The organism is Lacticaseibacillus songhuajiangensis (assembly GCF_003946025.1).
GTDB classification, from domain to species: domain Bacteria; phylum Bacillota; class Bacilli; order Lactobacillales; family Lactobacillaceae; genus Lacticaseibacillus; species Lacticaseibacillus songhuajiangensis.
Genome location: NZ_RHNR01000054.1, coordinates 1 through 14477, shown reverse-complemented (window position 1 = coordinate 14477; position 14477 = coordinate 1). Strand labels below are relative to the sequence as shown.

Sequence of the window (14477 nt, the reverse complement as noted above, 5' to 3'; positions counted from 1 at the left end):
CGGGAGCGCGGAGTTGACGCCGTTCTTGCGGCAACTCCGCCAGCGGAAGACCGCGATAGCGGGCTGAAGCGGTCCCCACCCGACGTAGTTCCCGGAGCGTAGCCCAAGCGCACCACCACCGGAGTTACCGACTCCACCGCCTAACGGCGTCATGAAAACACCAAAGCGGCCCAGCGTGACTTCGTCACTGAAACACTATCGCTGACGGACAGTATGAGCGCGCAAAAAAGGTGTCCATCCGCAATTGCGGATGGACACCTCACTGTACCTTAATTGTTCAATTTTGCCTGAACTTCCTGGTAGTGCTTGGCACTCCATGGGGAGTAGAACTTGCCGTAAACAGCGGTGACGAAGTAGGTCAAGGTCACAACCAGCATTGGCAGAGAGGACTGGGAGTAGCCACCCTTGAGGGCAGTGAACCAGAGCACGACGTTCACGATGTCTTCAGCCAGCCACAAGGTGTAGGTGTCGTTGAAGTGGAAGACAATCATGACGGATGCCGTGGCACCGATGGACAATACCAGTGAATCCCACAGTGGGTTGGTGTCGTTCAGGGCCGTGTAGACATGGAACATGGCGAACCAAGCAACCGCGATGATTGCCAGAACGGTGATCCAGCCGCGGAGGTTGAGGTGGCGCAGCTTGGCGTCGAAGTCCTCACCCCATGTCCGCCACTTGAGCATCAGCGGCAAGTCGATGCAGAGGACGAAGACGGTTTGGTCCAGGACGGAGGCGAAGTGGCCGGCGGTCCAGTTAACATAGATGAAGCCGATAGCGGAGATGAAGCCCAGCAGGCCGTTGACACTCTTGCCGACCATCATGGCCACAACACACAGCAAGCCAAAGATGGTGGCCGCGAAGGTGATGGTGGTGGTGAGGTTGATTGGGTTAGTCAAGAACAAGCACAGCTGGAAGGAAACCCCAAACCAGAACATGCTCCAAGGTGTTGCGTCCCAACCGGACAGCTCAGAGCGGAGCCACTGGAAGTAGTTCCCCTCAAAGCGCTTTTCGGTACTCTGTTGCGTTACGTCGTCAATCTTTTGTTCCATGCCGATATCCCTCTTTCTTCTGTTAGGTCCCCGCCTTGGCAAAAGGCGACCACCTTATCCCCACACCTATATGTAGATGCGGTTCCTGGAAAAATACGCAATAACCACAATATGTAGATACAACGAATAATTTCAATGCCTAATAATTTACTCGCTTTTTCGGCGAGCGTAAAGAGTCAATTGCGGGCGAAATGTCTTAATACTTTTGGGAAACATGTGTGAAGCCCGCCGCGGCGCTGGGAAACATTTTGCTAGGTGATCAAGGTGACATAATGGTATCCGCTTTCATGAAAAACAAGGACTAATTTGGTCCGTGGTATCAATTGCACAGGCGAACTTACATTTCGGATGAGACCGTTAACACGGCACGCATCACTTTTGAACAATTCAGAACATTAATTAGCAAAAGCTAAAATGGACATTTTGCCGCGAGACTTTTGTACCCACATTCAGAAAGTATGTTAGAATGATTGAGGTTAAAAAAATCTTTTAGGAGGGCAATACTTATGCCTTTAGTACATGGTACTGAATTGTTTGCAGCGGCTCGTAAGGGTCACTACGCCATTGGTGCTTTCAACACCAACAACCTTGAATGGACTCGCGCTATCCTCGCAGGTGCACAGGAAAAGAACGTCCCAGTTCTGATCCAGACCTCTATGGGTGCCGCTAAGTACATGGGTGGCTACGAACTTTGCAAGGGCTTGATCGAAGCAACCGTTAAGGCTATGGACATCACTGTTCCTGTTATTATCCACCTTGACCACGGTAACTACGAAGCTGCCAAGGAAGCTATTGCTGCCGGCTACAACTCCGTAATGTTCGACGGTCACGATCTTCCTTTCGAAGAAAACCTCGCTAAGACCAAGGAAATTGTTAAGTTGGCTCACGCCAAGGGCATTTCCGTTGAAGCCGAAGTTGGTTCTATCGGTGGTGAAGAAGACGGTATCATCGGTGAAGGTGAACTTGCCGATGTTGAAGAAGCAAAGACAGTTGCTGCTACCGGTGTTGACTACCTTGCCGCTGGTATGGGTAACATTCACGGCCAGTACCCAGCAAACTGGAAGGGTCTCAACTTCGAACGTCTCCAGGAACTTGCAGACGCTGTTGATGTACCTCTCGTTCTCCACGGTGGTTCCGGTATCCCTCAGGAACAGGTTGAAAAGGCTATCTCCATGGGTGTTGCTAAGCTCAACATCAACACGGAATGCCAGCTCGCCTTTGCTAAGGCTACTCGCGAATACATCGAAGCAGGTAAGGACCAGGAAGGCAAGGGCTTCGACCCTCGCAAGCTCCTCAAGCCAGGTACCGATGCTATCCAGGCAACCGTTGAAGAAATCATCGGCTGGATGGGTACAAAGCCTGTTAAGCTCGTTCCTGAAGAAATCTAATTTCTCACTAACAAGCATGAAAACACTCCGCTATGGCGGGGTGTTTTTTGTTTACGTCCGAATTGGGATGCGGGCAAACAAAAGATAAATCTTCACATTTGCTTAGCAGTTCATTCAAATTGCGCCGGTATAGTAATCACCATAGAGAAGCGGCAAGAAAAGCCGCGACTCCCCCACAAAACAACTTCTTCTTCATTTTCTACTCCTCGAATGTAAGTGCCACGGGGCCGCTAACCCGAGACACACAAGTAAGACCGGTCTGGACAACCGGCCTTTTTGTTTTGCTGCCAGAAAATATATGATTAGGTGGCTTGCTTATGTCTGGTGAATGTCAGCTTGTTGATGCGAATACGATGAGCGATTCGTTGGTCAAAGCACTAGGGCGCCAAACAGCTTGGTGGAGTAATTGAAAACGGAGTGGCGAAAAAATTGTTGTTTGCAGACGCGGCGCTTGCGCCGGGGCTGTACACAACAATTTCGGGAGTGCGAATTTGACGTGTATTTCGGCAAATTCGCCAGTGAAAGACCGCAGGGCTTGAGCGGTCCCCGCCACGTAGTTTTCGATTACGGAACCAAGCTGTTTGGCGCACGACTGGGGTTGATGAGGATAAAATTTTGCGCACCACGAACATTGGTGGTAGTATTGCAAACAATACATTCAGCACCAAAAAATCTAAATCGCTATATAATGCCGTGATACGGACGGCCAGTCTCTACCCCAAGCCGTAAACTTGGGACTATAGCGAAGCACTGCCCGCGGGGTAGTGTCTTTGTGATAGTGAAGGGGGACTCGCCGAGTTCCTCTTTTTGTATCCGGCGGAAATGGAGCTTATTGTGAAAACTGTCGACATGGTAATTACTGGTGCCCGCGTTCTGAACGTCTTCACCCGGCGTTTTGCCCAGACGAGCATCTGGATTGATCAGGGCAAGGTAGTATCTGTTCTGCGCGACGCTGACCTCACGGCGCGCCAGCAGGTTGATTTAAGCGGCAAGTGGATTGTGCCTGGCTTCATCGATGCCCATGTCCACGTCGAAAGTGCGCTGGTCACGCCTAGCGAAATTGCCAAGGTGCTGCTCAAGCATGGCGTCACCACAATTGTGGCGGACCCGCACGAACTGGCGAATGTGGCCGGGCGCGCAGGCATTGAGTATTTGATTGAGGATGCTCGGCAGACGCCGCTGGATGTTAAGTACATGCTGCCGTCCTCGGTGCCCTGCGTGCCTTTTGACCATAACGGCGCAACACTCACGGCCAGCGACCTCGAGCCGCTGTACCAGTATCCGGAAGTGAACGGCCTGGCGGAAGTGATGGATTACGGCGCCGTGGCGCGCGGCGATGCCGACACGCTCGCCAAAATTCAGGACGCCTATAAACACGGTCACCACGCCGATGGTCACGGCGCCGGCCTTAGTCCGCGGCAATTGGAAGTGATGGCTGCTGCTGGCATGGACACCGACCACGAATGTAGCACGGTGGCGGAGGCCTTAGCTCGGGTCAATGCGGGCATGTACGTTTTCCTGCGTGAAGGCACGGTGGAACGAGACGTTGCGAGCACCGTTGCGGCCGTGACGGAAGACAACGCGGGTCGCTTCGCCTTTTGCACCGACGACAAAACGATTGCGGACCTCATGCACGAAGGCTCAGTTGACCGCAACGTGCGCATGGCGATTGCGGCGGGGCTTCGACCGGAGACGGTGTACACCATGGCCAGCTTCAACGCGGCGCAGGCGCACCGCCTGACCGACCGCGGTAGTATCAGCACCAATCAGCTGGCCGACCTGGTGGTGCTGGCCGATCCGGATGACACGTCGATTGTGCGCGTGATGAAGCGTGGTGTTTGGCAGGACGCGGAGCAGGACTCCTTGCCACTGCCTTTTGCCGCAACGCACTTGCACCATCACTTGCAGGTCAGTGACTTGAGGCTGCCAATGACGGACGGCGCGCTGGCCAACGTGATCGGGGTGCAGCCCAACCACATCACGACCGACCACTTGCAGCTGGCGGTGCACGCCCAGGACGGTGAATTCGTGCCGGACACGAATGCGGACATCCTCAAAATGGTGGTCGTTGAGCGGCACAAGAACAAGGGTTGCGTCGGCGTGGGCCTCGTGCATGGCTTCGGCCTGAAAAACGGTGCCGTCGCCAGCTCAGTGGCGCATGACGCGCACAACATTGTCGCGGTGGGAACTAGCGATGCGGCAATCATGCAGGCCATCGCGGCCATTACTGCGACGGATGGTGGTCAGGCAGTGGCTCGGGCAGACAAGACGCTCGCGATTTTGCCACTGCCAATTGGTGGCCTGCTGTCAGACCAGCCCTACGCGGTCGCGGCACAGCAGTCGCGGCAGTTACGCGCGGCATACGACCAGGTGAGCGCGGGCATCAGCTTTGACCCGTTCATCACGCTGTCCTTCCTGACGTTGCCGGTCATTCCATCAATCAAGCTGACGGACCAAGGCTTGTTCGACTTTGACACGTTCAGCTTCATTTCGGTGGCAGTGCCGGTAGGACAGGCGGAGGTAGTTACAAATTAGGAAAAAAGCAGGTCGCATTCTCAGATTGAGGTGCGACCTGTTTTACGTTTACTTAACTGAGAAATGTGGGTAATGACGTTAGATGTGGTGCGGGTATGCGGTTTTGAATATGGGAGGTATTGCACTGAGGGTGAGGCGTGGATTGGCGGAGTGAGCAGGGGCGGGCTGAAGCGGTCCCCACCAGCCTGCCCCTACTTACGGAGCCGATTCACGCCTCACCCGGTTTTACAAACAAAGCGCACAAAAAAAGACGCCTTCGCAGGCGTCTTTTGATATTCGTAATTGATTAACCCACAACTTCGACAGTTGCGGACATGATCCCTGCTGAAGGAATCTGGCTGTTCGGCATCGCAACGTCGAGTTGACGGCTGTTGCTTGCGGCGAAGGAACCGGTATCGCTAACGACACGGTACCAAACCGTCCCGTTAGACAGGGTAATCTTCAGCTTGGTGCCCTTAGGGAACACGGACAGGTTAGCGGCAACACCGCTGTATCCCATGTTGGAACCCAGAACGGCTGGATCGTAGAAGCTGAGCTTGAACGTGCCGTAGTTCTTACCACTAGTAGTGGTAGAAGCAGAACTGCTGCTGGTCGTGCTGGTGCTTGCGGCAGTTGTCTTCGCAGCGGCAGCAGCCTTTGCCTTAGCGGCGGCAGCGGCCTTTGCCTTTGCAGCAGCGTCAGCCTTTGCCTTAGCGGCAGCTTCGGCCTTAGCCTTAGCAGCAGCTTCAGCCTTAGCTTTGGCTTCTGCATCAAGCTGGTGCTGGGCTTCGTTGTATTCGTTCGTGCCCGGTGTGATCTTGATTGTGTCTTGCTTTTCGAGCGTCTTACCGCTAGCCAAGGTCAGTTTGCTGAGCTTGATGTTGTGCTTCTTAGCGGTGTCTTCGAGAGTGGCAGCATCCTGCTCGTCAGTAGCGGTGCTGGTTTGCGCCTGCTTAGGTGCGGCGTCGTTGATTGCGTTAACTGGGAGGTTGGTCGATGCTGCCATGGCGCCAGGTACAATGGCGAAGATGAGGGCAGCAAGGAACTTAATATGCGAAACTTTGATAGTTGTTCACTCCTATGAGGAATATTTTGCAAAGTTGCCTTTGCGACAAAAGGAAGCATATCAGGCGCAAGTGTCATCGCAATACCAGCCGCGTTACAAAAAAAGGCCATTTCGTCACGTTGTAACCGTCACGTAATATTTACACCAAATATTTCAATATATTTCAAGATAAAACGGTTTCAGTGGGCCTTGCCGGCACATTTTGCGCATTTTTGGAAAATTATCGCCACTTTCTACGAAAAAATAGAATGAAAATGGGAATGGTTAGCATCATTTATTTTGTAAACGTGCCGAATCTTTGGCAAAAAATAAGAGTGACGCCGAATGGTCACTGCTATGCTAGAATTAAGTATGTGTAACTAAACGAAAGGTGGAAGCTATGCAAGCGCTCGTGAGTGTCATCATTCCCGTTTACAACCTAGCGGAATACTTGCCCCGTTGCTTGGCCAGCGTTGCTGCGCAGAGCTACAAGAACCTGCAAGTCATCATGGTTGACGACGGATCAAGCGATGAGTCGCGGCTCAGCATGGAAGCATTTACCCGCATTGACGGGCGCTTCACGATGCTGACCCACGCCTATAACCGGGGCGTCTCGTCCGCACGCAACACCGCTCTGGCGATTGCGCGCGGCAAGTACGTTCTATTTGTTGATGGCGATGACTGGCTAGAACCGGATTACGTCGCGCACTTCCTCGCCGACATGCAGCAAGGGGATTACGACTTGGTCGTGAATCCTTACATTGTGGAGAAACTGGCGGCGCGGGAACCAGCTGAGCGCCACCTGAGTCCCCGCGCGCTAACGCAACGGCAGTTTCTGGATGGCGTGCGTAGTCCCATGGGTCAGATTCGGGGTTATCTATGGAACAAAATGTTCCGGATGGATCTGATTCGGCGTTACCACCTGCGTTTTGACCCGACTGTTTCCATGATGGAAGATGAACTTTTCACTGTGGAGTACGCCGTGCGGGCGGAACACTTCTACTATGGTGGGTACGCGGATTACCATTACGTCATTCACGCTGGCTCGGCAACGGCCGATTCCCCAGTCAAGGTATTACCGCAACAGATTCTCTCTTTGCACCGTGTGAACCGCATCATCGCCACCATTGGCCGTGACCGCACGCTCAAGGAGAGTGAAGGCGAAGTTTAAACCGCAACGGAGGACTTATTAAATGAACGAAGATCAAAACAATCTCTTCTATATGAATCGGCGTGAGTTGAAAGAGCTCGCTAAGGACCGCCTGCGGGCACCGGGTGTGCGTAGCAAGCTCGCGATTGCCATGATTATCCCGACAATCATCACGATTATCTTCGGCGTCTGGAGCTACACGCAGCCTGAAGTGGCGGTCAGCGCCACGGCTTCGGCGTCCGAAATCATGCAAAATGCCGTCCAGCAGGCTTCCTCAACGGTGCGGATGACCTACCTCCAGCAGTTCTTGCTGCTGTACTTTGTCACTGGGGTATCTTTTGCAACACTAGACTTGGTCCGCAACCGTGACCATGAATTCACGGCGGGGCAGACGATTCTGCGCTGCTTCAATGGTCAGTTTTTCTGGTCCGTGCTGCTCGTGGCCATCCTGACCCGGGTTTCCATCGGGATTGGGACGATTCTGCTGATTGTGCCTGGTATCCTGCTGACATATGGCCTGCGCTTCGTTTACCTGGTGCTCTATGACGCCAAGCAAAATGGCGAGCGCACCGATCTTTTCAGCGTGCTCGCCCAGTCCTATCGCTTGACCCGCGGCTACAAGTTCGACCTGTTCGTCTTGGACCTGAGTTTCATTGGTTGGGAGATTCTGGTCGGCATTACTGCTGGCATTGCGAACCTGTGGGTGGAACCATACGTGCAGATGACGACGAGTGCCTTCTACGAACAGCTGAAGTTGCGCTATGCGGACGCCCACCCAGCAGATGAGGCGGCCTAATGGATGCCGCGATGGACGCTGCGAGTTTTAAGACCAACCGCCTTTTGCGGAAGCGGTCCTGGTGGCTAATTGGCCAGCGCGGCGTCTATCGCAAAATGCTGGTGATTAGCGCGCTGCCACTGGTAGTGAATATCGTGTTCTGGGTGCTTGCACTGATGGGCGGGACGGCACTGAGCCTGTCGACGCACCGCGTAGACAGCATTCTGCAACAGACAGATGCCGTCAGTAATGGCACCTTATGGCTGCTGGTTAACCTCATTGTGAGCGCAGTGGTTGGGGTGATTACGAGCTACGCGGCCTTGGAAATTGAGCGTAGCGATGGTAAAAATTTTGAGCCCGGAACCGTGATGGCGCGTTCGCTAACGTGGCGCTATGTGCTTGGAACCGTCATGATCTCGGTGGTCATCTTTATTATGGAGGCTGCCGTGTTATTGCTCTTCGGACTGCTGGCGGGAATTGCCGCGGTAACGGTGGGCGAGACGGCTGGAGTGCATTCACCATTGTTGCCGGTCGTTTTCTTCGCAGTTCTGGTTTTCGGCGGCATCCTCATGGTGCGCGTGTTTCTGCCGTTTTCACAAACGCGTTTGTTAATGAAGGATGCCATCGACAACGAGCGTGATTGGAATCTCTTCGGCCTGATGAAGGAGTCCCGTGACCTGATGCGGGGGTTCAAGGTGGACTTGCTCAGTTTGTACCTGTCAATGTGGTTCTTCCTTCTATTAGAACTGGTCACCGCTGGGGTGGGGGAATTGTTCTTCAGCCCGTACGTCAACATGAACCTGGCAGGATTCTACGATAACCTGCTACGCTACCGCAAGTTGCGCGGTCAGATGGGAATGTAAAGAAGCAAAATGCAAATAAGGCAGTCCGTGGTGATACGAAGTCACCGCGGGCTGCCTTTTTAGATGTGGTCTAGCTCCCGAAACAATATGGGATGTGTGTCTCATCATATTCCTATTATTTTGGTATCGTGATGAATCTTTTCATTAGAACTCAGGTAATTCGTGGAAATGGGCTTTTTTTTACGTTATTATGAATCAGTTAATTAAGCACGCTAATCGATGGAGGAATAATGTTATGGACGTTGCGGAACTAAACGCAAAGTATCCAATTACGAAAGACCTCGCCGCGAAGAAGGAGACCCTCTGGATCAACCCGGATTACGGTAAGGACGCCCAGCTTGAGCTGAGTCAGGAAGATTTGTTTGACGCCTCCGCCCGTTTTGAACGGTTTGCCCCATACATGGCCGTCGCTTTCCCAGAAACGGCCGCGGCAAAAGGCATCCTCGAATCACCACTGCACCGCCTGAACGCGATGCAAAAGCACGTTACCGCCCGCGAAGGTTACGACCTGCCAGGGGCACTGTACCTGAAGGCGGACAATGAACTGCCAATTTCTGGCTCCATTAAGTCCCGAGGCGGAATCTACGAAGTCTTGAAGATTGCCGAAAAGGTTGCCATTGAGCACGGGATGCTCGTGTACGGCGATAACTACGCAATTTTGAACCAGCCCGAATTCAAGGAATTGTTCAGCCACTACGGTATCGCCGTCGGCTCGACAGGGAACCTCGGCCTGTCTATTGGGATTGTGGCTGCTAAGCTCGGCTTCAACACCACGGTGCACATGTCCATGGACGCCAAGCAGTGGAAGAAAGACACCTTGCGCAGTAAGGGTGTGAACGTGGTTGAGTACGATGGCAGCTTCACCAAGGCCATCACCACCGGCCGCGAGCTGGCTGCTAAGGACCCATCCGTTTTCTTCATCGATGATGAAGGCAGCACGGACCTCTTCTTGGGTTATGGTGTTGCGGCAATTCGCTTGCAAAAGCAGCTCAAGGACATGCAGATTCCGGTCGATGAAGACCACCCGCTGTTCGTTTACCTGCCGGCTGGTGTCGGCGGTTCACCTGGTGGGACCACCTTCGGCTTGAAGACCATCTTTGGCAAGAACGTGCACGCGATTTTTGCCGAACCAACGCACGTACCATCTGTGGTACTGGGGATGGCTACCGGCATGAACGACAAAATTTCGGTGTACGACATCGGGCTTGATGGTCTGACTGAAGCAGATGGTTTGGCCGTTGGTCGCCCATCCCGACTTGCGGGCCGCGTGATGAAGACCTTGCTGCTGGGCATCGCCACTTTTGACGACGACCGCATCATGAAGTACACGGCTGAGATGATGGATCAGGAAGACATGAAGCTTGAGCCTTCCGCCACCGCCGGCTTCGCAGCGATGCGCGCGGCGCAGGGATACCTTGGCGAACACTACAACATGGCGAACGCCACTCACATTGTCTGGGCGACTGGCGGGATGCTGGTGCCTGACTACGAGCACGAACGCAACTATAAGATTGGTGAAGCATTACTCAACGACAAGTAGTTAGATATGAACACCTCACTCGGTGACTGAGTGGGGTGTTTTTTAGATGTCGGTACCGGTCGGCAAAGGCTCCGTCGGGACGCGGTGGGCTGGCGGGACCGTTTTGGACTGTTTGCGCAGTCCGCCACTGGCGATTTTGCCGCAAACCCCGCGTCCCGACTCCACCTTTGCCGACCGGTACCTACAGAGTGGGAGAACTGCTGTAGAGAGGGTGCTTGATACGCAAACCGTTTGTTGCGGCAGGTGGATGAGTTGTTAGCTTGGGCCACTTGCCTTGACGTGCTGATAGACTTATCAGTGATTGCACTGAGGGACTGGGGAAACTTGGCGTAGTGGACGGAACGGGGGTGGCGAAAAGAAAACGAGCAGTGCATGCCTGACATGAATTTAGTCAGGTGTGCACTGCTCATTTTCTCGGGAGCGCAGATTTGACGTGGTTTTCGGCAAATCTGCCAGCGGAAGACGGCGAAGCCGGCTGCAGCCAATCGAACTTGGCGCTTTAGCGCCTAGTGAGATGGACACTGGAGGGCGGTCCCCGCCACCCGCATTCCGGGAGCGAAGCCAAGTTTTCCCAGCCCGGCCTAAAGGCCGAGCCCCAACGTCACTTAAACAGCCTAATCCGCCCAAGGGGCCAGTAGCGCATGACGACAACGGATTGGATGGCGGACTGCTTCACGAACCCGAACGCCCGGCTGTCGTGCGACACGTAGCGGTTGTCTCCCAGCACGAAGTAGTGCCCGGCTGGCACGTGCGCCTTCCTCGTGGTGCCAAGGGTGGCGATGTCGAAGTCACCGGTGAAGCGTAACCGGCTCCGATCCAGGTCGTTGGCCTTGGCGTAGTCATCCAACGCGGCCGTCACGAACCGTTTGTGCAGGTAAGGCTGCGCCTGTCTTTTGCCATTAATATAGAGAACGTCGCCGCGCGACTGCACGGTGTCACCCGGCATGCCAATGACGCGCTTGATGTAGATAGTGCTCGGCCGGTCGGGTGCCTTAAGCAGGACAATATCGCCGCGGCGAATCTGTTTGCGCTGCAGCGAGAATAAGCGGTCGTTTTGCAAGAGGGTAGGTTCCATGGAGGGGCCGTTGACGTGGTCCTTAGTCACGACAAAATTGCTCAACAATAATGTCAGCACGCTCAAAAATACGAGTAGGAAGGCGAGCTGCTTCAAAAATTTTTGCCATTCAGATTGTTGCGGCATGGGGCCACCTCCTCTGCTTGCGTGCATTTGTGAAAAAAGTTCCAAATGATGATGTAAATGGCGCGGGCCACTTGACCGCATTTTGCATTGAACTTGTGAATTCGTAGCGGAACTTGTCTTAATTGTACGCTCTTGAACGCGCGAAAAATACGTCAATATGACCGTCAGCGCGCACCCGCACGCATTGACGCACTGCAACTGCTGTGCTAGCGTGACAGGGTAGAGAAACGGTGTCGTCTTTTCTGAAAGACGGCAATAACGGAGGAGAAATCATGAGTATTCTGACCGTCAGCGGTCTGAGCCAGCGCTTTGTGGATAAGCAGTTGTACCAAGACGCCAGCTTTCAAGTAAACAAAGAAGATCATCTGGGTGTCGTTGGCCAGAACGGGGCGGGGAAGAGTACGCTGATCAAGATTCTGACGGGGCAACTGACCCCTGATGAAGGGAAGATTACCTGGCAGCGTCACATTAAGGTCGGCTACCTGGATCAATATGCCAACCTGACACCGGGCCAAACCATCGGTGACTTCCTCAAGACGGCTTTTGAAGAGCTGTACCGCGAAGAAGCTAAAATCAACAAAATCTATGAGGACTACGCCACCAATCCCGATGACGAGATGCTCGCTAAGGCTGGCGAACTGCAGCAGGACTTGGAAGCACACGACTTCTATGACCTGGATACCCGCATCGAAACTGTGGCCAGTGGGCTGGGACTGCTGACTTTGGGGCTCGACCACCCGGTTGATCAGTTATCTGGTGGCCAGCGTTCCAAAATTATTTTGGCGAAGCTACTTTTGCAGTCGCCAGACATGCTGCTGCTGGACGAACCAACCAACTACTTGGATAAGGGGCACATTGACTGGTTGTCGGATTGGCTCCAGAATTTTGAAGGTGCCTTCATCGTTATTTCCCATGACTATGACTTCTTGCAGCGAATTACCAACGCCATTCTTGACGTTGAGTTCGCAACCATCACCAAGTACACGGGGAGTCTGAAGCAGGCCATGCGTCAGAAGGCCGCCAATGCGGAGACTTACCTCAAGGCTTTCCACAAGCAACAGGAAACCATCAAGAAGACGGAGGCCTACATCCGCAAGTTCAAGGCGGGTAGTCGCAGTAAGTCGGCCAAAAGCCGTGAGAAACAGCTCGCGCGTGTTGAACGCCTTACGCCGCCAGGCAACCGGGCGCACGCGCACATTGAGTTCCCCTTTGTGGAACAGAACAGCCAGGTGCTCCTGGATGTGAACGACTTGCTGGTGGGTTACGACAAGCCACTGCTCAGTCCGCTGAACTTCACCGTTAGCAAGGATGAAACTATTGCCCTGGAAGGGTTCAACGGGGTCGGGAAGTCGACCTTGCTGAAGACCATCCTCGGCTTGCTGCCATCATTAGGCGGGACTGTCGACGTTGCGCAGAACGTGGTGTTCGGTTACTTCGAGCAAGAGCTGAACTGGCGCGTACCGAAACAGACGCCGTTGCAGTTTATGATGCAGGAGTACCCTGGTGTTAACCAACGGACGCTGCGGCAGGTGCTTAGCCGCACCGCGTTGACGCGGGAAGAGGCGGATAAGCCACTGAGCTTGCTGTCTGGTGGGGAGCAGAGCAAGGTCAAGATTGCGGATCTCATGATGCAGCCCGCGAACATTTTGATCATGGACGAACCGACGAACCACCTGGACGACGATACTAAAGATGCCCTGCGGCGTGGACTGCAGGAATTCCCTGGCGCTGTCATTCTGGTTTCCCATGAAGATGGCTTCTACGACGATAGCTGGGTGGACACCTACATTAACGTTGAAGACCTGCGCGTAGACTAATACTGAATGCAAAAAAGAACCAGCTGCCTAAATTGGCAGCTGGTTCTTTCTATATAGAGGCTACTTGGTCACGGCAATGTAGGTGAATTCATAATCGTGAGTGTCGGGGATGCTGGCGTCAGGTGCGGTGTCTGTCTCGCCCAGTGCACGGGCGGCTGCAGGAACGCTCACGTCGAGCGCCGCGGCGACATCCTTAAGTGTGGTGTTATCAGTTAGACGGTACTTAAAGGTGTGCCCGTTGCTGATGATGCCGGCGGAAGCAAAATGCTGCTGGTAGGCGGCGGGAAGCTCTTCATGCACGCCTTGCGGAACGTAGCGAATATTAAGCGCATTTGCTGCGCGCTCAAGAACGTGACTACGGTTTGCTGTGCAGTGGCCGACCACGAGGGCCTGCTTACTAATTGAATAGAGGAAGGGCAGATCTTCAGGGCGCAAGCTGTCGAGTTCGGAAACGAAGACGAGGTCAGCGGGCTTGAGGGGAATCTTCGTCCAGTCGCCGTGAATGAAACCAATATTGTTCATGCCGTGGTCTTCCGCGTTGCGCGCTGCATTGTGCAACATGGCAGACGACCAATCAATGATGTCGGCAGACTGTGCGCGCCGAGCCAGTTCTACAGTGAAGCGGCCGCAACCACCCGCAATATCAAGTACGCGACCGGTTGGCAGTGCGCCAATACTTTCTAACCATGCGCGCATATCAGCGGCGACCGGAATATGCTGCGCCTGCATAGCAGCATAATATTGATCGGCGAACTGGTTCCATTCTTCTTCTCCCAATGTGAGCATCTCCTTCTATAGATGTAACAGTGCACCCCCCGGAGATGCTGGGTCTAATATACCAATAAGGGGGTCAAAGCACCATTGTTTAAGAAAATTAGTCGCAACTTATGCCACAGCTTAGAATTGCTGATTTGCACTAATTGTAGATTTCAAACTGATTGACTGCACTTTCTCCTTCCAAAAAAGGCCTTAGTACAAGCTGTCAGAGTATCCATAAGTACGCGGCTATTCGTTTTGTGCAAAAAACTTTGCAAAAAGCGTTGACGCAAGTCCCAAATCTTGGTACTATATTTGAGTTGTCAATTGAGCAAGTCGTTCCGCAAGGGACGGCGCAAAGCCTATCAGGTCAAGCTCC

Annotated in this window: 11 protein-coding genes and 1 riboswitch; of the genes, 7 read left to right on the top strand and 4 right to left on the bottom strand. The window is 53.6% G+C overall.

The genetic code is table 11. The features are described 5' to 3' along the window. Positions 1-269: 269 nt before the first annotated feature. On the bottom strand, positions 270-1049 hold the full coding sequence (pnuC, locus tag EKM97_RS10640) for a nicotinamide riboside transporter PnuC (protein ID WP_225419278.1): 780 nt from the start codon (positions 1047-1049) through the stop codon (positions 270-272). Between the two features lie 506 nt (positions 1050-1555). Here pnuC and fba point away from each other — a divergent pair. Next, complete coding sequence (fba, locus tag EKM97_RS10635; protein WP_125572387.1) at positions 1556-2437, top strand: class II fructose-1,6-bisphosphate aldolase; 882 nt, start codon at positions 1556-1558, stop codon at positions 2435-2437. 661 nt (positions 2438-3098) lie between these two features. After that, a riboswitch (purine riboswitch) is annotated at positions 3099-3197 on the top strand. Positions 3198-3268: 71 nt separating this feature from the next. Continuing rightward, on the top strand, positions 3269-4972 hold the full coding sequence (gene ade, locus EKM97_RS10630; RefSeq protein WP_125572388.1) for an adenine deaminase: 1704 nt from the start codon (positions 3269-3271) through the stop codon (positions 4970-4972). Positions 4973-5258: 286 nt separating this feature from the next. Here the strand turns inward: ade and EKM97_RS10625 are convergent, their stop codons facing one another. After that, on the bottom strand, positions 5259-5957 hold the full coding sequence (locus tag EKM97_RS10625) for a hydrolase (RefSeq protein WP_125572386.1): 699 nt from the start codon (positions 5955-5957) through the stop codon (positions 5259-5261). A gap of 439 nt (positions 5958-6396) precedes the next feature. On the opposite strand from EKM97_RS10625, the gene EKM97_RS10620 reads away from it, so the two are divergent. From EKM97_RS10620 to EKM97_RS10605, 4 genes are all read left to right on the top strand, one after another. Next, on the top strand, positions 6397-7167 hold the full coding sequence (locus EKM97_RS10620) for a glycosyltransferase family 2 protein (RefSeq protein WP_125572385.1): 771 nt from the start codon (positions 6397-6399) through the stop codon (positions 7165-7167). 22 nt (positions 7168-7189) lie between these two features. Further along, positions 7190-7942, top strand: a complete 753-nt coding sequence (locus EKM97_RS10615) for a DUF975 family protein (RefSeq protein WP_125572384.1) — start codon at positions 7190-7192, stop codon at positions 7940-7942. Further along, positions 7942-8784 (top strand): DUF975 family protein, encoded by an 843-nt coding sequence (locus EKM97_RS10610; RefSeq protein WP_125572383.1) that lies wholly within the window; start codon positions 7942-7944, stop codon positions 8782-8784. Before EKM97_RS10615 ends, EKM97_RS10610 begins: the two co-directional genes overlap by 1 nt. Before the next feature lie 235 nt (positions 8785-9019). Further along, a complete protein-coding gene (locus EKM97_RS10605) occupies positions 9020-10324 on the top strand; it encodes a D-serine ammonia-lyase (protein WP_125572382.1) in 1305 nt (434 codons plus the stop codon). A gap of 601 nt (positions 10325-10925) precedes the next feature. Here EKM97_RS10605 and lepB read toward each other — a convergent pair. Then, positions 10926-11525, bottom strand: coding sequence for a signal peptidase I (gene lepB, locus EKM97_RS10600; protein WP_125572381.1), 600 nt, complete (start codon positions 11523-11525; stop codon positions 10926-10928). 272 nt (positions 11526-11797) lie between these two features. Here lepB and EKM97_RS10595 point away from each other — a divergent pair, with 272 nt between their 5' ends. Next, positions 11798-13342 carry an ABC-F family ATP-binding cassette domain-containing protein gene (locus EKM97_RS10595; RefSeq protein WP_125572380.1) on the top strand — a complete coding sequence of 515 codons (1545 nt, stop codon included), beginning with the start codon at positions 11798-11800 and terminating at the stop codon, positions 13340-13342. Between the two features lie 60 nt (positions 13343-13402). Here EKM97_RS10595 and EKM97_RS10590 read toward each other — a convergent pair whose 3' ends face one another. Next, positions 13403-14119, bottom strand: a complete 717-nt coding sequence (locus tag EKM97_RS10590; protein WP_164507532.1) for a class I SAM-dependent methyltransferase — start codon at positions 14117-14119, stop codon at positions 13403-13405. Positions 14120-14477 lie beyond the last annotated feature (358 nt).

Bases quoted from the DNA above. Each gene is read 5' to 3' on its own strand.
- pnuC (WP_225419278.1), bottom strand. From the start codon at position 1,049: ATGGAACAAAAGATTGACGACGTAACGCAACAGAGTACCGAAAAGCGC.
- fba (WP_125572387.1), top strand. From the start codon at position 1,556: ATGCCTTTAGTACATGGTACTGAATTGTTTGCAGCGGCTCGTAAGGGT.
- EKM97_RS10625 (WP_125572386.1), bottom strand. From the start codon at position 5,957: ATGGCAGCATCGACCAACCTCCCAGTTAACGCAATCAACGACGCCGCA.
- EKM97_RS10620 (WP_125572385.1), top strand. From the start codon at position 6,397: ATGCAAGCGCTCGTGAGTGTCATCATTCCCGTTTACAACCTAGCGGAA.
- EKM97_RS10615 (WP_125572384.1), top strand. From the start codon at position 7,190: ATGAACGAAGATCAAAACAATCTCTTCTATATGAATCGGCGTGAGTTG.
- EKM97_RS10610 (WP_125572383.1), top strand. From the start codon at position 7,942: ATGGATGCCGCGATGGACGCTGCGAGTTTTAAGACCAACCGCCTTTTG.
- EKM97_RS10605 (WP_125572382.1), top strand. From the start codon at position 9,020: ATGGACGTTGCGGAACTAAACGCAAAGTATCCAATTACGAAAGACCTC.
- lepB (WP_125572381.1), bottom strand. From the start codon at position 11,525: ATGCCGCAACAATCTGAATGGCAAAAATTTTTGAAGCAGCTCGCCTTC.
- EKM97_RS10595 (WP_125572380.1), top strand. From the start codon at position 11,798: ATGAGTATTCTGACCGTCAGCGGTCTGAGCCAGCGCTTTGTGGATAAG.